The 20,166-nt window shown below is 63.4% G+C and carries 17 protein-coding genes; 14 read left to right on the top strand and 3 right to left on the bottom strand.

The window, feature by feature from the left end; all coding sequences use genetic code 11:
• Window positions 1–43: 43 nt before the first annotated feature.
• The 14 genes from A6B35_RS23985 to A6B35_RS24050 are packed head-to-tail and all read left to right on the top strand — an operon-like array spanning window position 44 to window position 16,833.
• Window positions 44–499 (top strand): Hcp family type VI secretion system effector, encoded by a 456-nt coding sequence (locus tag A6B35_RS23985; protein WP_006204798.1) that lies wholly within the window; start codon window positions 44–46, stop codon window positions 497–499.
• Window positions 486–1,241, top strand: a complete 756-nt coding sequence (gene tssE, locus A6B35_RS23990) for a type VI secretion system baseplate subunit TssE (RefSeq protein WP_006204797.1) — start codon at window positions 486–488, stop codon at window positions 1,239–1,241. Before A6B35_RS23985 ends, tssE begins: the two co-directional genes overlap by 14 nt.
• Window position 1,242: 1 nt before the next feature.
• Window positions 1,243–3,117, top strand: a complete 1,875-nt coding sequence (gene tssF, locus A6B35_RS23995) for a type VI secretion system baseplate subunit TssF (RefSeq protein ID WP_006204796.1) — start codon at window positions 1,243–1,245, stop codon at window positions 3,115–3,117.
• Window positions 3,081–4,148, top strand: a complete 1,068-nt coding sequence (gene tssG, locus A6B35_RS24000) for a type VI secretion system baseplate subunit TssG (RefSeq protein WP_006204795.1) — start codon at window positions 3,081–3,083, stop codon at window positions 4,146–4,148. Before tssF ends, tssG begins: the two co-directional genes overlap by 37 nt.
• Window positions 4,145–5,530 carry a type VI secretion system-associated FHA domain protein TagH gene (tagH, locus tag A6B35_RS24005; RefSeq protein ID WP_006204794.1) on the top strand — a complete coding sequence of 462 codons (1,386 nt, stop codon included), beginning with the start codon at window positions 4,145–4,147 and terminating at the stop codon, window positions 5,528–5,530. The genes tssG and tagH overlap by 4 nt, the downstream gene beginning before the upstream one ends.
• 3 nt (window positions 5,531–5,533) lie before the next feature.
• Window positions 5,534–5,986, top strand: a complete 453-nt coding sequence (tssJ, locus tag A6B35_RS24010) for a type VI secretion system lipoprotein TssJ (protein ID WP_006204793.1) — start codon at window positions 5,534–5,536, stop codon at window positions 5,984–5,986.
• Between the two features lie 39 nt (window positions 5,987–6,025).
• Complete coding sequence (gene tssK / locus A6B35_RS24015) at window positions 6,026–7,360, top strand: type VI secretion system baseplate subunit TssK (RefSeq protein WP_006204791.1); 1,335 nt, start codon at window positions 6,026–6,028, stop codon at window positions 7,358–7,360.
• A 4-nt stretch (window positions 7,361–7,364) separates the two neighbouring features.
• Window positions 7,365–8,693, top strand: coding sequence for a type IVB secretion system protein IcmH/DotU (gene icmH / locus A6B35_RS24020; protein WP_006204790.1), 1,329 nt, complete (start codon window positions 7,365–7,367; stop codon window positions 8,691–8,693).
• A 1-nt stretch (window position 8,694) separates the two neighbouring features.
• Entirely contained in the window at window positions 8,695–12,234 is a 3,540-nt protein-coding gene (gene tssM, locus A6B35_RS24025; protein ID WP_006204789.1) for a type VI secretion system membrane subunit TssM, read from the top strand.
• On the top strand, window positions 12,231–12,758 hold the full coding sequence (gene tagF / locus A6B35_RS24030; RefSeq protein WP_006204787.1) for a type VI secretion system-associated protein TagF: 528 nt from the start codon (window positions 12,231–12,233) through the stop codon (window positions 12,756–12,758). Before tssM ends, tagF begins: the two co-directional genes overlap by 4 nt.
• The gene (locus tag A6B35_RS24035) at window positions 12,758–13,861 is read left to right on the top strand and encodes a DUF2169 family type VI secretion system accessory protein (RefSeq protein WP_006204786.1); all 1,104 of its coding nucleotides are present in this window, start codon (window positions 12,758–12,760) and stop codon (window positions 13,859–13,861) included. Before tagF ends, A6B35_RS24035 begins: the two co-directional genes overlap by 1 nt.
• Window positions 13,858–14,883, top strand: coding sequence for a beta-ketoacyl synthase N-terminal-like domain-containing protein (locus A6B35_RS24040; RefSeq protein WP_006204785.1), 1,026 nt, complete (start codon window positions 13,858–13,860; stop codon window positions 14,881–14,883). The genes A6B35_RS24035 and A6B35_RS24040 overlap by 4 nt, the downstream gene beginning before the upstream one ends.
• On the top strand, window positions 14,884–15,858 hold the full coding sequence (locus A6B35_RS24045; protein WP_006204784.1) for a DUF4150 domain-containing protein: 975 nt from the start codon (window positions 14,884–14,886) through the stop codon (window positions 15,856–15,858).
• 24 nt (window positions 15,859–15,882) lie between these two features.
• Window positions 15,883–16,833 (top strand): hypothetical protein, encoded by a 951-nt coding sequence (locus A6B35_RS24050; RefSeq protein ID WP_006204783.1) that lies wholly within the window; start codon window positions 15,883–15,885, stop codon window positions 16,831–16,833.
• A gap of 43 nt (window positions 16,834–16,876) precedes the next feature.
• On the opposite strand, the gene A6B35_RS24055 is transcribed toward A6B35_RS24050, so the two are convergent.
• From A6B35_RS24055 to A6B35_RS24065, 3 genes are read right to left on the bottom strand one after another with little or no spacing between them, the layout of a single operon-like run.
• Window positions 16,877–17,218, bottom strand: coding sequence for a hypothetical protein (locus tag A6B35_RS24055; protein WP_006204782.1), 342 nt, complete (start codon window positions 17,216–17,218; stop codon window positions 16,877–16,879).
• On the bottom strand, window positions 17,218–17,643 hold the full coding sequence (locus A6B35_RS24060) for a DUF6484 domain-containing protein (RefSeq protein WP_006204781.1): 426 nt from the start codon (window positions 17,641–17,643) through the stop codon (window positions 17,218–17,220). The genes A6B35_RS24055 and A6B35_RS24060 overlap by 1 nt, the downstream gene beginning before the upstream one ends.
• Window positions 17,644–17,653: 10 nt before the next feature.
• Window positions 17,654–19,981: a type VI secretion system Vgr family protein gene (locus tag A6B35_RS24065; protein WP_006204780.1), complete on the bottom strand. Its 2,328-nt coding sequence runs from the start codon at window positions 19,979–19,981 to the stop codon at window positions 17,654–17,656.
• Between the last annotated feature and the right edge of the window lie 185 nt (window positions 19,982–20,166).

Genomic DNA, 20,166 nt, shown 5'->3' on the forward strand with positions numbered 1-20,166 from the left:
AGCAACCACATCTTGTTTTGTTTGAAAGCGGTGGAGAAAGACAATGGCAGTGAAAATCGATGGCTTTCTTAAGGTTCCGGATATCAAGGGCCCAAGCGTTCGTGACGGCCATGAGGACGAAATCGAAATCCATGGGGTCGATTACAAGATCGTCGCTCCGTACGATCCGAATTCGCTCTCGCGCCGTGGCCGCGTGTCCCTGGGCATGATCAAGTTCACCAAACACTATGACAAGGCCTCGCCCTATCTGAAAAAGGCGCTGTTCGACAACAAGGCTCTCGACGAGGTGGTGTTCTCGGCACGCCGGACCATCGATGGCGAGACCAGCGACTACCTGGTCGTGACCCTGACCGACGCCTCGATCATGGAATACGATATGAAGCAGGCCGAGGACGAGGAAGACCTGATCGAGGAAGAGGTCAGCTTCGCCTACAAGAAGATCAAGTTCGTCTACGACAAGGACGACGAAATCGAAATGGATGTCTATGTCGGCAAGTGAGGCCCGGCGGCCCGGCGCGAACAAGCTGCAGCTTACCGGCAGTTCGCGCGCGAAACGCGAGGCGGTCCAACCCTCTCTTTGGGACCGCCTCGTCAACGACCTGCCGGGCCTGACCTCCGAAATAGACGGGCTGCGCCAGCTGTTGCAGGACGAGCTTGGCGCGGATCGGCTGGAAACCCTCGTTGCAGGCAGTGCGCGGCACATCGACGCCGACGCGGAGCTGACGCCAGACCAGAAACGGCGCCTGCACCGGCTGATCTTCCAGACCCAGCACCGCGCGGAGATCGAAAGCCGCGGCGTGGTGGTGTCCGCACGCGTGCTGAGAGAAGCCGTGCGGCGCGATATCGAGGCCTTGTTCAACACCGAACGGTTCGAAGCCACGCCGCTTTTTTCCGACCTCGAAAAAGAACAGGCAATGGACAACCCGCCATCGCTCGCCGATTTTCCGGAAGTGCGCCGCAGCGTGGTCAATTATGGCGTGCCCTCTTTCTCGGGCCGTTCGTCGCGGGACTTCGACCGCGATGTGCTGGCGCGCGAGATCCGCTCCGTCCTTGCCACGTTCGAGCCGCGCCTGAAGGAGAGCGCGACAACGGTGACGGTCACCCTCGGCGACAAGACCGCGGGCCTGAAGATCGAGATAGACGCCGTGCTGATCATGACACCGACACCGGAACGGATGCGGCTGCGCACGACGATCAATCTCGACAACGGCCTGGCGCGGACCGAGCTTAGGGACAGCTGAGATGGATCGCGTCTTCGTAGAATATTACGAGGAGGAACTGACCCATATCCGCGCGCTCGCGGCGGAATTCGCCGACATGCATCCGGCGGTGGCGCGCAATCTTTCGCTGGATACGGTGCCCTGCCCCGACCCCTATGTCGAGCGGCTGCTGGACGGTGTTGCCTTTCTCGCCGCGCGTACCCGGCTCAAGGTCGATGCGGAACGTTCGCGCTTCTCGCGCAGCGTGCTCGACGTCCTCTATCCCGATCTTGTCACACCAGCGCCGGCAACGGCGATGGCCGTGCTGAAACCGGGCCAGCAGGTCCAGTCGATGATTACCGGACATGTCGTCAAGCGAGGCACGCGGCTGGTGTCCAGCCTGCAACCCGGCCTTTCGACGCGCTGCACCTTCACCACCGGGCAGGCGGTCACGCTGTGGCCGATCGCGGTCACTTCGGTCAGCTATTTCCAGGACCGCAGCGGGCTGGCAGCAGCCGGCATCGGGCCAGTCGGGGGCACTGCCGGCGTGGCGGCGCTGCGCATCGCACTGGCGCGGACCGGAAAGGGCAAGCTCAACGAACTGGCGCTCGACCGGCTCGATCTTTATTTCGCCGGACGCACCAAGGCGCCGCTGATCTTTGACGCCATATTCGGCGCCTGTTCGGCGGTTGGCGCACGCGCGGAAGGCAAGACCAATCCGATATCGCCCCTGCCCGAGCCCGAAATGCTCGGCATCGGCGACGACGAAGCCCTGATGCCGCGCACCCGTCCGACCTTCGAAGGCTACCGTCTGCTGCGCGAATATTTCATGATGCCCGAGCGCTTCCACTATGTGCGCGTTTCAGGGCTGCAGCCGGTCGTACGCAAATGCGAGGCCGGGATCGAGGTCATCTTCCTGTTCCGGCGCCCGGTGCCTGAGCTTGCCGACCTGGCGCCGGCGGATTTCGAACTCTTCGCGACGCCGATCATCAATCTCTTCGAACGGGAGTGCAACGTCATCGAGCTCGATGCGCGCAAGACGCGGCAAGTGCTGCATGCCGACCGCACAAGGGCGCGCGACTTCGAAATCTATCGGGTCACCCGTGTCGAGGACGCCGATACGGAAGGCAACGACGCCGAAGTCCCCGAACTGTTCAGCCTGGGGCAGAACCGCGGCAGCGGCTGGGTCTATTCCACCGAACGGCGCCCTCGCCGGGCGACCGAGGATGAACGCCGCGACGGCCTGACCCGCACCTCCTACACAGGCGACGACGTGTTCCTGGCGGTTTCGCGTCCGGTCGCAAGCCCGACGAACCGGCCGCTCAAGCGGCTCGACATCATGGCCCTTTGCACCAATCGCGATCTGCCGATACTGGACGACAACCCGACCTTGACCCTGGAGACAGCCGATCCGGTCGAAATGGTCCGGCTTCTCGGTGCGTTGCGCCCGCCGCAACCGGCGATCCCCGCGGCACTGCCGGCCGGCGCCGAAGGCGAATCCCGGGCCGACAATCTCGCCTGGCGGCTGGTGGCGCAGCTCGCGCTCAACTTCCTCAGCCTTGCCAAGGAAGGTCGTGGCGTCGACCCGCTGCACGCACTCCTTGATCTCTATGCCGACCGCGGCGATCCGAGCCTCGCCCGCAACGTGCACTCGATCGTCCGCATCGACTCGCGCCCGGTCATCGAACGGCTGCAGATCGACGGGCCGATGTGCTTTGGACGCGGCACGGAAGTGACGTTGCATGTGGACCAGTCGGTCCTGGCGGGGCAAAGCACGCTGCTGCTTTCGGGCCTGCTTGCCCGGCTGTTTGCCCGCCACGCCGGCATAAACGGCTTCGTGCGGACCCGCACGCGGCTGTTGCAGAAGCAGGAGGATGTGCCATGGCCGATGACGCCCGGCAATCGCTACCTGATCTAGACAAGGTCGAGCCAGACCAGGCCGGGAGGCTGTCCGAGGCGTTCGACTTCTTCGAGTTGTTGCGCCGGCTCGAACAGAAGGGTGGCTTGTTCGGCTATTCCGGCCAGCCGGCCCGCGAGCCGGCAAGGCTGGGACAGCATGTGCGTCTCAGCTTCTCGGCCAGGGACGTCGTAGGTTTCCGCGAGGCAGACGACAAGACACCGGCGCGGGTCACGGTGGCAAATCTCGGCCTGCTGGGACCTGAAGGGCCCATGCCGCTGCATTTGACGCGCTGGGTGCTCGATCGTCTGTCGCAGCGCTGGTTCACCGGCGCCGACGCGCAGCAGACCAGCGACACGACGTTCGTCGATTTCGTCAACATTCTTCAGCACCGCATGATCGCCCTCTACTACCGGGCATGGGCGGATGCGCATCCGGCGGTGCAGGTCGAGCGCGCTGTCGGTGGCCGCGTCCGCGCCATGCTCCAGGCGATGGCGGGTATCGGACTTCCCGGCACCCAGGATCCGGATCTCGACACGGTGAAGCTTCGCCAGGCCGGATCGCTGGCAAGCCAGGTCGACGGCCCGGAGCGGCTGACGCTGTTCCTGGCGGAAGCGTTCAGGGTGCCGGTCCAGATCAAGGAGTTCGTCGCTGTCTGGATCACCATACCGGCGGCATTCCAGACCCGCGTGGCCAAGGCCTACGCGGCGCTTGGCCGTGGGGCGACGATCGGCCCTCGCGTTTTCAGCCGCCAAAGCCGGATCGAGCTGCGCGTCGGCCCGCTCGGATTTGAGGACTTCAAGGCGTTCCTGCCGGGCGGCCAGCGTCTGAAACTGTTCAAGCAGGCCGTTCGCGAGATGATCGGGGAAACGCTCGACGTCGATCTGCGCATCGTGCTGGCGCGCGAAGCTGTGCCGCCGCCGCGTATCGGAACCGTCCAGCTCGCCCGGACCGCCTGGCTTGCGCGGCCCGCCGAAAGGGGAGATGCTGACGATCTGCGGCTGCGGACGATCGTTGGATGGCGGCCGGACATGGCGGAGGTCGCGGCATGAGTCTGCTGCTGACGCTGGAGCAAGGCCCACGCACCCAGGCGGTGCGGCAGACCCGGCTGGACGAGGGTGAGCTGGTGATCGGACGCAGTGCGGACGCGGGCTGGCAGATCGACGATCCCGACATGTTCGTCTCGCGTGCCCATTGCAAGATCTCCGGCGGGCAGGATGGGTACTTCGTCACCGACACGTCGAGCAGCGGGCTGTTCATAAACGATTCCGACAGCCCGCTTGGCACCGGCAAGTCGACGCGTCTGATGAGCGGCATGCGGTTGCGGCTGGGCGACTATGTTTTGCATGTCGATCTGCAGACGCCGACCCGCCCCTCGCCCGCCGCCAGCCAGGCCATGCCGGAGCGGTCGCCGCCTCCGTCGCGCGGGCCGGTGAGCATCGGCCACGACGATTTCTTCTCGGCCAGGACCGAAGAGGAGCCGCGACGGCCGCGGCCGGCCGATCTGCCGAACCCGTTCGAGCAGCCGGTGCCGGGCGCCTTCGAGCGCGCCAACGCGGACCAGCGCAACTCTCCGGCCTTCGACGACCCGTTCAGCCTCGACCCGGTGCCATCGCTCAACAGCGCGACCGAGCCCGCCTCGCCGAAGCCGCCTTCATTCGAGGACGATTTCGGCTTCGGACCCGCCGAGCCACCCGTTTCGGCGAACGGCGCTTCGCCGGGCGGGCACCGAGAGCGCGCCGCTGAACGGCCGCAACCGACGAACCCGTGGGATTTGCCGGCGCGGGCGCCAGAGCCACCTCCCCCGCCACGCGCGGCCGCCGCTTCCCGGCCTGCCCGCCCGCCGGCAGCGGCGCCGCAGGAGGACATGGCGCTTCGCAGCGCATTCCTGCGCGGAATGGGCGTCGAGGAAGCCGATTTCCCCGGACGCGACACCATCGCCGAAATGGAGAAATTCGGCCGCGAATACAGGCTGATGATGGAAGGCCTGATGCAGCTTCTGCGCAAACGCGCCGAGGAAAAGGGCAACGCCCGCGTCGCCCAGACGATGGTCGGCGCTTCCGAGGTCAATCCGCTCAAATTCCTGCCGACGGTCGACGACGCGATCGTGACCATCATCGCCGAACGCAGTCCCGGATTTCTTGCCGGTGAAGCGGCGATCGCCGATGCGGTCCGCGATCTTGCGCAGCATCACGTGCGCGCCTGGCGCGGCGTGCAGGCAGCGCTGCGCCAGATGATCGACCGCTTCGACCCGACGATGATCGAGGAAGAGCTGAAATCGAATTCCGCGATCGGCACCCTGCTTTCGGGCGGGCGTGGCGCCAAGCTGTGGGAACTTTACCAGAAACGCCATCGTGAAATCGCCGAGAGCGCGGAGAAGAGCTTCCTTGGCGAAATCGGGGCTGATTTTCGTGACGCATATGAGGAGGAGTGAAACATGATCGACCGACGCGAATTTGTCATTGCCCTGGGTGCGACCGGGCTGCTTGCGGCTTGCCAGAGCGGCCCGCCGAAACCGTCCGTGATCACGGTCAACCTGACCGGCGCGGCTGGCATGAACCCGGGACCAGGCGGCGGCGATCGGCCGGTGACGGTCCTGATCATGCGGCTGCGCAGTACCGGCAAGTTCAATTCGGCCGACTATTTTGCCCTGCAGGGCGATGCCGGCTCTGCGCTGGGGGGCGACCTCATCGGCTCCGACCAGGTCTCAGTCGGACCGGGCAAGTCCGCGTCGAAAACCATCACCGTCGAGCCGGACGCGGCTGCATTGGGCTTCGTCGCCCTCATTCGCGAGCCTGGCGGGCGAAACTGGCGGACGACCAAGTCGGTCTCTGCCGGCTCGACATTCACCGTCAACGTCACGCTTGGCAGCGGCGGCATATCCGCCTAGCGGCCAGGGCAAGGGGTGCTCGATGCAGGAAGTAGCGGCATGAGCGATGCAAACAGGGTGCTGTGGTCCGAAGGGCTGTTTCTGCGGACCCAGCATTTCCAGCAGCAGGACCGGTTCTTCGAAGCGACCGTGCGCGGCGCATTGCAGGCCGGGCAACTGCATACGTTCGGCTTCACCCAGCTGACGCTGGACCAGGCCTTGCTCGATGCCGGCCAGGTGTCCATCCTGTCGGCGCGAGGCATCTTCCCGGATGGCACCCCTTTCTCCATTCCGGATCTGATGGACGCGCCGCGACCGCTGCCGGTCACCGCCGACACCGGTGCCGGAGCCGTACTCGTCGCGCTGCCGCTCGAGCCTGCCGGCGGTGTCGGCTTCGACCCGGCGCACGCGCCTTCGGCCGGAGCGCGCTACCATGGCCGGATCGTTTCGGTCCGCGACGCCGTGCAGGGCGGATCGGACGCGGAAGAAATCGAAATCGCCCGCCCGCAGGCGCTGCTGCTTGCGCCGGGCAAATCGGTCGGTGGTTACACCGCCCTGCCGGTAGCCGACATCAAGGGGGTGCGGGCCGATGGCGGTGTCTCGCTGGACGAGACCTTCCTGCCGCCGACACTGGTTACAGGGGCCGTCGCCTGGTACAGGCAATTGCTTCTCGAAGTCGTCACCGGGCTCGACCAGATCGCCGAGGCGCATGGCAAGATGGTGCTGGGCGGACCGGGGCGCAGCGTCGAAGACCTCTTGATGCTCAACCTCGCCAATGCGGCCCGCCCGCGGCTGGCGCACATGCTGGCGCAGGATGTCTTCCATCCGGCCGAGCTTTACCTGGAGCTCGCCGGTCTCGCCGGTTCGATGGCGACCTATGGCTCGAGCGCACGACGGCTGGGTGAATTGCCGGCCTACGATCACATGGCGCCCGGCCCTGCCTATTCGGCGCTGGCGGATGCGTTGCGTTCGCTGATCCTCAGCCTGCGCTACATCGAGCCGAAATCGCGCGCCCTGCCCGTCATGCGGCATTCGACCAATGTCTGGAAAATCCGCATCGACAACCCGAAGCTGCTGGTCGCCAGCCGCATCGTCATTCGGGTCGGCTCGGAGCTGTCTGAGGATGCGTTGCGCAAGATATTCGTCAATCAGGCCACTGTCGGCTCGGCCGACCAGTTCGAGGGCCTGTGGAAATCGCGCCTGCCGGGCATTCCGCTGAAGCCGCTGCATTCGCAGCCCCGCGAAATCCCTTACGACGGCGACCGGCTGTGCCTGGAGCTGGACCAGAAGAGCGAGCATTGGGCCTCGCTGCTCGATGCTCCCGGCTTCGTCATCGGCGTCTCCGGCGTGTTGCCGAGCGAGCCGCAGGTGGACTGCTACTCGGTGAACAGGTGAGATCATGAGCCGGGATGATCCTTTCGGACTGTCGGAGGATCGCGAACGCACACGCATTCGGCTGACCGGCTCGCCGATGCCGCGGCCGATGGCGCCGCTGCTGCCGGGTGTGCCGGTCAAGCGCGCGCGAGCGCACCCGAATGCGCTCGTCAACGCCTTCGCGCCCTTGCTCGAGTTCGCCCCCGAGCTTGAAAGCGCGCTGCCGCCGGAAAACCCGGAAGCGCTGCGCACCCGGCTGCTCGACGAACTGGTTCGCGCCCGCGACACGGCAATGGCGGCGGGGTCCTCGATGGAGCGGGCCGATCAGGCGGCGTGGGTGGTCGCGGCGCTGCTCGACGACCTTGCCCTGAACACGCCATGGGGCGGCGCCAGCGCATGGCCGCGCCAGCCGCTCGTGGTCATGCTGCGCGGCGACGTCGATGCCGGCACGCAGTTCTTCACCCGTCTCGACGAGCTGGAACGCCACCCCAATCGGGATCGCGAACTGCTGGAGTTGCAGTACCACTGCCTGGCGCTTGGTTTCCGCGGCAAATACCGGGTGCCCGGCCGGTCGGGCGACCGCTCGATCAATGCCGTGCGCGTGGCGGCGGCACGCTTCCTGCGCGACGCCGATGCCGAAGGCGCGCCGCTGTCGCCAAACTGGAAAGGCGTGATCGCATCCGACGAGCCGCAGCGCTTCATCGTTCCGATCTGGGTGATGGCGCTCGCCGCGGCCGTCATCGCCACCGCGATCCATGTCGGGCTGTCGATGGGACTGAGCAGCCAGGCGGTCGAGCTTTCCGCACTGGTTCGCGCGCTGCCGCCGCCCAGCCGCGCCGACATCACCCGCGCCGCGCCAAAGCTCGAAGAGCCGCCGCCGGAGGCGGTGAGCGTGGATTTCGCGCTGCTGCCGGAATTCGAGGCCGGCGCGCCGGGCGACCTCAAGAAGGCGCTCAGCGGCACCGAGAGCGTCTCGCTGGCCAGGCTGGTCATCCAGGCCTCCAACCCCGAACTGTTCCAGTCGTCGCGGGCGACGTTGACGGAAGGGTTTGAACCGCTGATCGGCTCGATCGCCAAGGTGATCCTCGCCAACCAGGAACTGATCGGGCAGATCACCGTAGTCGGCCACACCGACAGCATTCCCCTGCAAAGGTCCAACCCGCTCTCCACCAACCAGCGGCTGTCGGAAGAGCGCGCGGCGACCATTGCCGAGATGCTGGTGCAGAACGGCGTGCCGCAGGACCGCGTTCGTTCCGAAGGCCGCGCGGCCACCGATCCGGTGGCCGACGACAGCACGCGCGAGGGCCGGGCCTTGAACCGGCGCGTCGAGGTGCTGGTCGAGAAGAGGCTGTGACATGTTCATCCTGCGCTTCCTCTGGGCGGTCCTGACATCGCGCTGGCTGTGGACGCTGATCGGCATCACGCTGCTTTCGCTGGTGATCTGGGTGTTCGGCCCGATCGTCAAGGTCGGCGCCTATGAGCCGTTCGCCTCGGACAATGTCCGCATCGTCATCATCGCGCTGCTGGTCATCTTCTGGCTGATCTGGCTGATCGTCGCCCAGCGTCGCGCCATCCGCGCCAACCGCCTGTTCGTGGCCGAGATCGCCGCGCCGGTGGTGGAAAAGCCGCTCGGCCCCGGTGAAGAGAACGTCGCCGCCGTCGGCGCCAAGTTCGCCGAGGTGATGGCCGAACTGAAACGGCGCAAGCTGGGCGGGCGCAAGTTCCTGCGCGAGATGCCGTGGTATGTGATCGTCGGGCCGCCGGCCACCGGCAAGACCACGGCGCTGCGGCAGTCCGGGCTGACCTTTCCGATCGACCTGACCGACGATCTGCAAGGCGTTGGCGGCACCCGCAATTGCGACTGGTTCTTCTCGGAGAACGCGGTTCTGATCGACACCGCCGGCCGCTATGTCCAGCAGGAAAGCCAGCCCGACGTCGATGCGGTGGAGTGGCTGGGCTTCCTCGACCTTTTGAAGAAGCACCGCGGCCGCCGGGCGCTGAACGGGGTGATCGTCGCGCTGTCGATCGACACACTTTCCGAGGGTGACGAAGCCATCAAGGCGCATGGCCGCAAGATCCGGCGCCGGCTTGCCGAACTCAACGACCGGCTCGAGATCCGGCTGCCGGTCTATCTGATGCTGACCAAAGCCGACCTGATCAAGGGCTTCGAGCCTTTCTTCGGCGGCCTGTCGACGGCTTCGCGCGAGCAGGTGTGGGGGACGACCTTCGCGCTCGATGCGCGCGTCGACGCCAAGACTATCGAACGGGAAATCACGACGCTGGCGGCAGAACTCGAGCGGCGGCTGGTGCCGCGGCTGGAGGACGAGGACAAGCTCGCCTCGCGCGCCGAGATCTTCCGCTTTCCCGCCCAGCTCGCCAGCCTCTCCGAACCGATCCAGGTGCTGATCGAGGCGATGTTCGGCGAAAGCCGCTACGAAGAAGCTGCCTGGCTGCGCGGCCTCTATCTGACGTCGGCGACCCAGGAAGGCGCGCCCATCGACCGGCTGACCGCGGCATTGTCGTCCTCGTTCGGCCTGCCGCCGCGACGCGCCATGCCGGCGCCAAGGATCGAAAAACGCAGCTTCTTCCTGAAGAACCTTTTGACCGAGGTCATCTTCAAGGAGGCCGGTCTCGGTACCTTCGACCCGCTGGCGCAGCGCCGCCGCACCTGGATCTGGCGCGGCGCGGCCACCGCATGCACGGCGGCGGCCTTGCTTGCCGGCGGGCTGTTCACCTGGTCGTACTTTGACAACCGCAACGCGATCACGGCGCAGGCCGGCCAGTTCGAGGCGCTGCAGGCGCCGCTGACCACGGCCGGCGAGAACCCTCCATCGGTGGAGCAGCCCGCCATCGACGGCGCCCTCGGCGCCATGGACGAGGTCGCAATCGCGCGGACAGTGCCGCCGGACGCAGTCCAGGATCTGCTTGGCCCTTCGGCCTCGGCGGAACTGGTGCGCGCCCAGGCCGACACTTACGACCACGCGCTGCGCAATGTTCTCGAGCCGCACATGGTGGCGCTGCTCGAGGCAACGATGTGGCGGCAGATCCGCGATCCGGATTTCATGCTCGGCGCGCTGAAGACCTATCGCATGATGACCGGCCTGTCGCAGATGGATGCCGACTTCGCGCAGAGCTGGTGGGTGAACAGCCTGCCCGAGTTCGCGCCCGCGCCACCCTTTCCGACCGCTGATGCGGAGGACCATCAGCTTGCCGCGATCCGCCGCATGGCGGTCGACGACAATTATATAGCGCCCGACAAGGCGCTGGTCGCCGAAGCGCTGAAGACGGTGTGCACGATTTCGTTGCCGCAGCGCGCCTACAAGCAGCTTCTGGCCGACCCGGAAGTGGCCGCGGTCAAGGAATGGATCCCCGCCAATTTCGCCGGCCCCAACGGCGCCAAGGTCTTTGCCCGCCGTTCCGACAAGACGCTTCGCGTCGGCGTTTCAGGCGCCTTCACCTATGCCGGCTTCCACGATGCGATTCTCGACCGGGTCGAGGATGTGGCGGCGCAAGCGGCATTGGATCGCGCGGTGTTTGCCGGCGGCTGTTCGGAGAATTCCGAAACCTCGGTCTCGGCACTGTCGGAGGACATTCTGAAGCTTTACTACGACGACTACATCGCGCAATGGGACAGTTTCCTGCGCGACATGAGGCTGGCGCCACTGAGCGACCTCAATGTCGCCAGCGAAAACCTGAAGGATCTTTCCAGCGCCGACTCCGCGCTGAAGCGGCTGCTGACGGCCGTGATTCAGGAGACGGATCTGACGCGGTCGGATGAGGCGCCCGCGGGAGACAACAAGGCGGCCGCGAAGGGCGGCTCGAAACTGCTCAGCAAGCTCGGCAAGCTCGGCAAGGTCGTCAAGACAGGAGCAAAGCTCTTGCCGCGCGCCGGCTCCGCCGACCAGGTGGACCTGACCGGCAGCCTGGTGGCCGAACACTTCAAGCCACTCAAGGGCGCGATCGCCGAGGTCGACGGCCAGCCGCCGGCGCTCGACGCCGCCGTTGTGGCGCTGACGGCACTCTCCAACGTGCTGCAGACGGTCACCGCCAATCCGGATCCGCAGGACGCCATCAAGAAACAGGGAGGGCTCGCCGAACTGACCGGAGCGGTCGCCAGGCAGGCGCAGATCCTGCCCGATCCGATCGACGACTGGCTGGGCGGCATCGCCGGCGACACCAGCGGCCTGACGCAGAAGGCGGTCACCTCGGAGCTCAACGCCATCTGGCGCGCCGACATCCTGCCGTTCTGCCAGGCGGCGCTCAACGACCGCTATCCGTTCAGCCCGGAGAGCGCCGTGGACGTCAATGTCCGCGATTTCGCCCGCCTGTTCGGACCGGCCGGCCTGATCGACGCCTTCACCAACGATCATTTGATCAGCTATGTCGACACCGCCAGCCAGCCCTGGAAATGGCGCGCCGATTTCGGCCTCGACCCCGCGGCGCTGGCGGCGTTCGAACAGGCAAGGCGCATCCGCGACGATCTTTTCCCCGGCGGTACTGGCCCGGTGATGAGCTTCACGCTCGAACCGAAGGACCTGTCTCCCAACGTCACCCGCGTTACGCTCAATCTCGATGGCCAGAGCCTAGTCTACTACAACAACGCGACGCGGCCGCAACCTATGACCTGGCCCGGCAAGGACGGCACCGGAGTGATCTCGCTCGCCTTCCAGCCCATCGATGGTTCGCCCGAAATCATGCTGAACGAGACCGGCAGCTGGGCCTGGCTGAGAATGCTGAAGGGCGGCCGCTTCACCGGAACCTCGCTCTCCGACGTCTACAGCCTGCGGCTCGGCACGAAAGGCATGTACGCCGATTTCGAGCTCAAGGCGGCCAGCGTCGAGAACCCCTACAATCTGGAGATGTTCAAGAAATTCACATGTCCGCCACAGATATGAGCCTGCCCGGCTTCTACGGCAAAATGCCCGCCACCGGCGATTTCGTGACCCGGCGGCTGACGGGAGATTTTGTTCGCGTGTGGGACCGCTGGCTGGCGCAGCATCTCGTCCCGCTGATCGGCTCGGACTCCTGGCCGCGCGGCACCGCGCTGCGCTTTCTGGCCGGCCCGGCCACTTTCGGCGCATCGGCAGGCATTGTTCTGCAGAGCGCCGATAGGGTCGGCAGGCAATTCCCGTTGAGTGTTGTCGTGCAGCTTTCCGAAGCTTCCTTACAACTGGCTCATGCCGATGCATGGTTCGCCAGGATCGAGGAGAAAGCAGTCGCTGCCCAACAGGGCGAACTGACGCCGGACGAACTGGATAGCGCACTATCCGCATTGCCGGTACCGCCTGTCGAGGCAGGCGACGAGATCGTCAGCGACCTGGTGATGTGGACCAGCCGTTCGGACATATTCGACATCGACCCGCTATCGCCACAAGCGACCCTGGAGCAGATCTTCGCCGCTAGCCTGGAGACCAGCTGATGCAGATCTGGAACCAGATGGGGTACCGGCATGAATTCTCGGTGAGCGCGGACACGACCGGCCGTGAGTGGGTCGTGGTGGTGGTCAAAGGCACGTTCGACTTTCCCACGACGCCTGGCGGGTTGGTGCAAAAATCGGCAGAGCAGGTGCCGCTGGTTTTTGCCGATACGCAAACCGGCGAACCCGGCTACTCCGCTACACTTTGGGAGACAGATTTCGCCTTCCGCAAGGCGCGTTGCGATGTCATCGCCAATGGCTGTGCCTACGCACCAAACGGCAGACCAGCCGAGCGCGTGCCGGTTGGCATCAAAGTCGGCAATTGGTCGAAACTGTTCGAGGTCGTGGGCCACCGCGAATGGCGCGCCATCGGCCCGGTCTTTACCACCACGTCGCCGCAGCCCTTCTTGAAACTGCCCATCTCCTACGACGTTGCCTGGGGCGGCGTCGACAGGCTGGATCCCGAGGACAAACTACCTGCCAGCTACAAATACAACCCGGTTGGAACCGGCTGGTCGCGTACGAAGAACCAGCGCCTCATTCCCGGCTTGCGGCTGCCGAACACGCAAGCGGTCGGCGAGGATATCCGTTCGCCCTTCGGCGACTACAGGCCGATGAGTTTCGGCCCGATGGGCCGCGGCTGGCCGGGCCGAATTGAGTATGGCGGGACCTATGATGACAACTGGGCCAACAACATTTTCCCATTTCTGCCGCCGGACTTCGACGAACGCTACTTCCAGATGGCCCCGCCCGACCAGCAGATCGATCAGCCTCGCGGCGGAGAGGAAGTGCAGCTTATCAATTTGACGCCACGGGGACGCGAGCATTTTAAAATGCCAGCCACGGCCATCAAATTCGCACTGTTCAAGGGCTACGCCAAGGCATTCGAGGCCGATGTTCATCCAGACACTGTTTTGTTCGACACCGAGAACCGTCGTTTTTCATTGGTCTGGCGCGTGTCGCAACGCCTTCAGCGCACGATCCTCGACTTTACCGAATGCTGGGTCGGCCCGCCGACGCCAGGCATGCTCCACGCCAAAGCCGTCAAGAAGCCATATGTGCGGCCGATCGCAGAGCCTATTCAGCTGGAATCAGAGGACGCATGACGGCAGCACTCGACATCATAGCGACCGGGATGGTGACGGCTGTCGGCCTTGATGCGCCTTCGTCTTGTGCAGCGCTCCGCGCCCGCCTGGACGGCTTCAAAGAGACGCCCTACGCCGACAGCGAAGGCGAGTGGCTGCTTGGCGCCCCGGTCAGCATGCCGCGAAAATGGATCGGCACAAAGCGCATGACCCATATGGTGGCGGCTGCGATAGGCGAGATATGCACTGCCGTGCCGGAAGCACGTGAACGGACGCCGATTCTTTTGTGCCTTCCAGAAGCGTCGCGGCCTAGTTCTCCCGTCCAGGATGCATCTGTGTTCTTGCGCAATGTATGTGCGATCCTCGAGATGGATGTCGACCCACGATCGCGCACCATATCGCATGGCCGGCCATCCGGCCTGGTGGCACTTGAGCGGGCGCGCCGACTGCTGGCCGATGGGGGGACGTCAGCAGTCATTATCGCCGGCGTGGATAGCTACCTCACTCCCGAAGCGATCGACTTCTATCTGGCGAACCGTCGCTTACTGGCCACCAACAATCCGAACGGCTTTATTCCCGGCGAGGCCGCGGCCGCTTTTTTATGCACCCATGCCGGTCATGGATCCGGACTGAGGCTGCACGGTCTCGGCCTCGCCCGGGAGAATGCATTCATCTACAACGAGGCTGACGAGCCGCTGCGTGGCGACGGAATGACGACCGCCTATCGGCACGCGCTTAACGAGGCCGGCATTGAGATGAACCAGTTGGGATTCCGCATTTCGGACCTTGTCGGCGAGCAGTACTGGTTCAAGCAAACGGCCTTGGCTAGCCTTCGGCTCGTGCGGGGTGCCCATGACTTTCAGGATCTGTGGTCGCTGGGCGAATCGCTTGGAAATATTGGGGCGGCGGCGGTGCCGGTGATGGTCGGCGTGGCCCTTGCGGCCGCAAGAAAAGGCTACTCGGCGGGCAATCCGGTACTGATCGAGGCCTCCGAGGACTCTGGCGCCTGCGGCGCCGCTATCTTTGCTGCGAGGGCCGCATAGATGACAGTCTACGCCAATAGCCTCGAGGTCGCATGCAAGGCGCAGGGCAACAAGGTCATAGCCGCCTTCCCTGATGTCTGCTTCACGCCGCCGGAGAATCCGGCAACACCCCCTGGTGTTCCGATTCCCTATCCTTCTTTCGGCTTCGACAGCGACACGGACAAAGGCACCAGCACTGTCAAGATCGGCGGTCAGACGATCACGCAGAAAAACAAGTCCTACTACACCAAGACGACCGGTACCGAGGCCGGCTGCGCGGCCAAGAAAGGCATCATCACATCGAAGAATACCGGCAAGGAATACGCCGTCGCCTGGTCGAGCAACGTCAAGGCCGACGGCGAACCCGTCAACCGGATGACGGACCTGTCGACCAACAATCATGCCTCACCGCAGGGAAATACGCTGACCTTTCCGAAACTGGCGACCGGCGCCGGAGTCATTTACAGCACGGAAAAGTGCCTGATTGGCTCCTACGATGCGATCGCCGCAGTCTGCAACGAGAACGGCGGTGAGGCGCATCACATCGTACCGGACAAGTGTTTCCGAACCGGCAGTCGGGCCGACGCCGATGTTGCATCCACGCGCATCGCCAACGCCCCGACCCTCGGAGAGGGGGTGTGCGTCTGTCTCAGCCCTGACGATCACGAACGGATTCATGAGGCCGACCGTGAAAAGATCGTTACGCTGGGCCGACCCGGTTTGGCCAAACTCAAAGGCACGAAACTAGCGGCTGCGAAAGCCAAGTTGAAAGCGCAAGGCAAGCTCGGCGTTGCGCCGATGAGCAAGATCACCGAGGCAACCCTTTCATCTCTCGATGACCTCCAGGATCTCAATGCGAATTGTATCAAGAAGGCAAAGGAAGCGGTCGAGGAACAACAAAGCGCGTTCGGGGCCAGCCAGAAGGGTAGAACCTCTAACCCGCTGCCCGGCAAGGAAGCCAAGAAGACGATGAAGCCGCCAAAGCCCAGAAAATAGACCGGCAATACCAGGAGAGCGCAGATGAAGATTCGAGCGTCGGGCTACATTGCCCCAGATCTTATCGCCGCGGTCCCGACCGAACTCGACGACGAGGATCCGTATTCGCGTTTTCTGATGTTTCAGGACACAACAGAACAACAGGTCGCGGATGTCGACATCCCCCGAACAGTGGTTTCCGTTTGCGCCTATCCATTCGAGAGCGACAACGAGAATGTGTTCGTCGCTCTAACCAATGAAGGCGACCTCTACTTTCTTACCGAGGACGTAGACTATGAAAAAATTCCCGGTGCCGGCGTCCTCAGCGAGGATGCCGAGGACCTTGGTTCAACGCTTGCCATCACGCACAAAGCGGGCATCCTTTACGTTTGTGGCGATGGTTCCCAGGTCTATTTCAGACCCACGAAGGATGAATGGGTCCGGATTTGCGAACGTGATGTCGATGGGATGGCAAACAATTTCTTCGAGGGCATCGCCGCGGTTGGCCCGAACAAGCTGGCGGTCTGCGGATACACGCACAGCCGGCCCAAGCATGCCGCGCACGGTTGCCTCTATTTCTACAACGATGGGCAATGGAGCCCAGCAGAGTTACCGAACAATCAGTCCTTATATGACCTTGTTTTCGTAGACGGGTCGCGCCTTGTTGCTGTAGGTGGTGGCGGTACAATTGTTGCGGGAACAGGACCTGGCACGATGGAGGACGCCTCTGTCGAAGGTTTGCTCGAGAAGTTCCTCCGTATCCGCTTCGACCTGTCGAAACTCTATGTGCTGGGCAAGACAGCAATCTTCATTTTCGACACGAAGCTGAACCTGTTGGAGACCTTGGCTCTGCCCGCCGAGTATAGCAGCCCGAAGAACATTGAGGTGAAGCAGGGCATTATCTGGTACTTCGATCGCGAAGGCTTGGCTCGTCACGACGGCGCAGCCTGGACTCTCATGCCCGTGCCTCCCGAACTCCTCGAAAGATCGGAATAGTCCACTTCGGAAGTGTTACGGTTCGGAGGTACCCACGATCGCTTCAGGTTTTTCCCAGATTGATCTCAATAAAGCGCTGCACCTTGGCAAGATCGAGGTCGATGATGCGGATGGGTTTTTGGGCGGAGAGCATCTGCACCACGAACAGTTCTCCTGCTTCCGGGAACTCTTTGAAGCGCTGTTGCGCGATCTTGCGACCGGCCTCGCCGGCGACCCTGGCCCCGTCGAGATAAGCTTCAAGGCGCTCTATCAACCTCGCCAGGCGCTCCTCATCCATGTCCGGGTTTTCATCAGGATGCAGCAGATGGTAGTGGTAGACCGTCCACAGGAAGGCCGCCTGTTCAACATGCTGGCGCACAATCTCGTAAAGGATTGGCGCAGGCATCAGTTCAGGTTCACGGAGCCGCCGCGGATTCGATTGGCCGCGCTGGCGTGGCTGGTGACATAGGTTCCTCGGATGGTGATGTGACCATCCTTCTCCATGATAATAACTGACTTTCCGCAACGCAGTTCGATGCGCTCATTGCCGACAATGTGGACCAATTCACCGTCGCGCACGACCTGCTTCGCATCAGCCCGGCGCGGAGAATCCACAAGTTTACCCACGATCAGCGGACGCAAGGGATCACCCTCCTGAAAGAGCAGCGCGACTTCAGCGCCGATCATACTGGCATCAAGCTTCGTCAGGCTCCGCGCGGCGATCGCCGTCTCGACAAGGTTCCCAGGAAAGACCACTAGCGGCGACGCGTCGTCAAATCCCAAGAAAATGCCGATTACGACACCATCGATGCGATCACGAACGTCGGTCATGCCTCACCCTCTAGTTCTGGTGGATCTTGCTGCCCTTGAACTTGATATCACTTGATGCCTTGCCGCTGATTTTGCCGGAAGCATCAATGGAAACGTCCTTGCCTTTGATGTTGATAGTCCCATCCTTCTTCATGATTATCTCGGCACTTCCGCATTTCAGCGTGATCGAATCCTTCGCCTCAAGCGTATAATTCTTGCCCACATTGAACGCCGAGTCGTCGGCGATCTGGACCAGGCTCTTTTTCCCAACTTTCAGCTCATGCGCACCCGCTACCTGAGTGCTGTCATCGGCGCCTATCTCTGTCTTGCGGGTCTTGGCGATCTCGGCCATCTGGGCGCCACCAATTTTGATGCCCTGGTCCGCGCCGATCTCGACACTCTGGCTGGCCGATATGTTCCAGCTGTCGCTCGCCCCGATCGTATGGCTCTGCGCCGCGCCAACCGTCACCGACCGTGTCGCACCGATCGTATTCGTCTGCGGTCCGCCGACGCTTCGGGTCTCGGATGCTCCGACACTGTCGACCCTAGCCGCGCCGACAGTGATCGTTTGTACCGCGCCCACCGTCTGTGTGTGCGCGATGCCGATCGTCTCCGTCGAGTTTGACCCGATACCGATCGTCTCGTTCGAGCCCACCGTCAGCGAGCGGTTGACCCCCACCGTCTCCGTATCATTGTTGCCGATATTCGTCGTCTGGTCGACGCCGACCTTGACCGTCTTGTTGTTGCCGACGTCCTCGTCGAGGTTGTGGCCGACGGAGTGCTTGGCGTCGTGGTCGATGCGGTCCGACTGGTCGTGCTGCACCAGCTTGGTGCGGTCGTTCTTGATGAGGAGCTTGTGGTCCTTCTGCGCCTGGAAATTGACCAGTTCGGAACCGGCCTTGTCCTCGAACATCAGCTCGTTGTAGCCGCCGCCACCGAGTGAGGAATCCGACTTCCAGCCCGACTGCGTCGCGTTGCCTGGTAGCCCGTAGGGCGGCATCTGCGAGGCGTTGTAGACCCGGCCGGTGATGATCGGCAGATCGGGATCGCCTTCGATGAAGTCGACGATGACCTCCTGGCCGATGCGCGGTATCTGGATGAAGCCCCAGCTGCTGCCGGCCCAGGTCTGCGAAACCCGCACGAAGCACGAGCTGTTCTCGTCCTTCTTGCCGAGGCGGTCCCAGTGGAACTGCACCTTCACCCTTGCATATTTGTCGGTGAAGATTTCCTGCCCGGATGGGCCGACCACGGTCGCCGTCTGCGGCCCGCGCATGATCGGCCGCGGCGTTATGCGTGGCGGGCGATAGGGTACGGCGGTCGGCGCCACGCCAAGCACCACCTTGAAGTTCTCGCTGCCGACGTCGGCAAGAGCCCTGTAGCCAGGGTCGAACAGCCTGTATTCGGCGCTGACCACCAGATATTCCTGGTTCTGGTCCTTGCGCGGAAAGCCTTCCAGGTTGAACGTGCAGCCCGAAAACAGGCCGCGCACCGTTCCGACCGCCGAAATGCGCTGGTGAGCGGCCTGAATTTCCTCGCGCCGGATCGCAGCCAGCTTGTCACCCCGCCCCAATTCGAGATGCGCACCGGGGTTGCGGTAATTCTCGCCCGCAGCCTGCTTGTGACCGAACGGCTGGGCGGACTTGGCCATGAGGCTGGCGCCCGGCTTTTCAAAATCATAGTCGGTGTGGACATAGGCGCCCGGCCGTACCGAACTGCCCGGAATCCAATCGGTGATGTATTCGACGTCTCGCCGCGAGCCCTGGCCTTCGAAATGATACGGCACTTTCTCGTAGCCCGGCGCCGGCTTCAACTTGCTCATCGCATCGGTGAGCACAAGCGTGTGCTTGCCGTCGTCATGCTCGAAGAAATACAGAATGCCTTCATGCTCAAGCAGCCGCTGAACGAAATCCAGATCGGTCTCGTCATATTGCACACAGTATTCGCGCGGCGGATAAGACCCTTGCAGGCGCAGACTGAAATCCGCGATGCCGGATTCGTCGAAGACCTCCTTGACGATGTCGGGAACGCTTTTCTTCTGGAAAATACGGCAATCCGTCGTATTGCCGAGAAACCAGAACCACGGCCTGACGACGGCTTCATAATAGGCCAGCCGGTCCTCGATGCGGGTCAGCCGAAACTCGGAGATCAGCCCGCTGAACCAGCGTTTCGGATCGGATTCACCTTCGACCGAAACAGCGCCTCCCAGCATCTTCATTGGGTCGACATCGTGGCTGGTGCTGACGAAACCCACCGTATAGGCGAAACAGCGACTGATCTCATCGCGCCCGACAAGATGGGTAAACGTCAACAGTTCGGCGCCAACCGGCGTCTGCACAACCGTGGCACGTTCGTTCGGCATGGGTCGTGCCCCTCCAGGACGCGGCCGCCAGTGTGATGGATTTGAAGTTCCCGCTATGTTAAGCGCATCACGTTCGGAAGCTTCTTGGGCCGTCACACAAGGCCTAATTCAGCCTAGCATATGTTTTCCCGCCGGCCAAAAAGAACAAGCGGCGACCGAACCTTGCCCTGAAGTGAGGTTAAAAC

The organism is Mesorhizobium amorphae CCNWGS0123, assembly GCF_001686985.1.
Classification (GTDB): domain Bacteria; phylum Pseudomonadota; class Alphaproteobacteria; order Rhizobiales; family Rhizobiaceae; genus Mesorhizobium; species Mesorhizobium amorphae.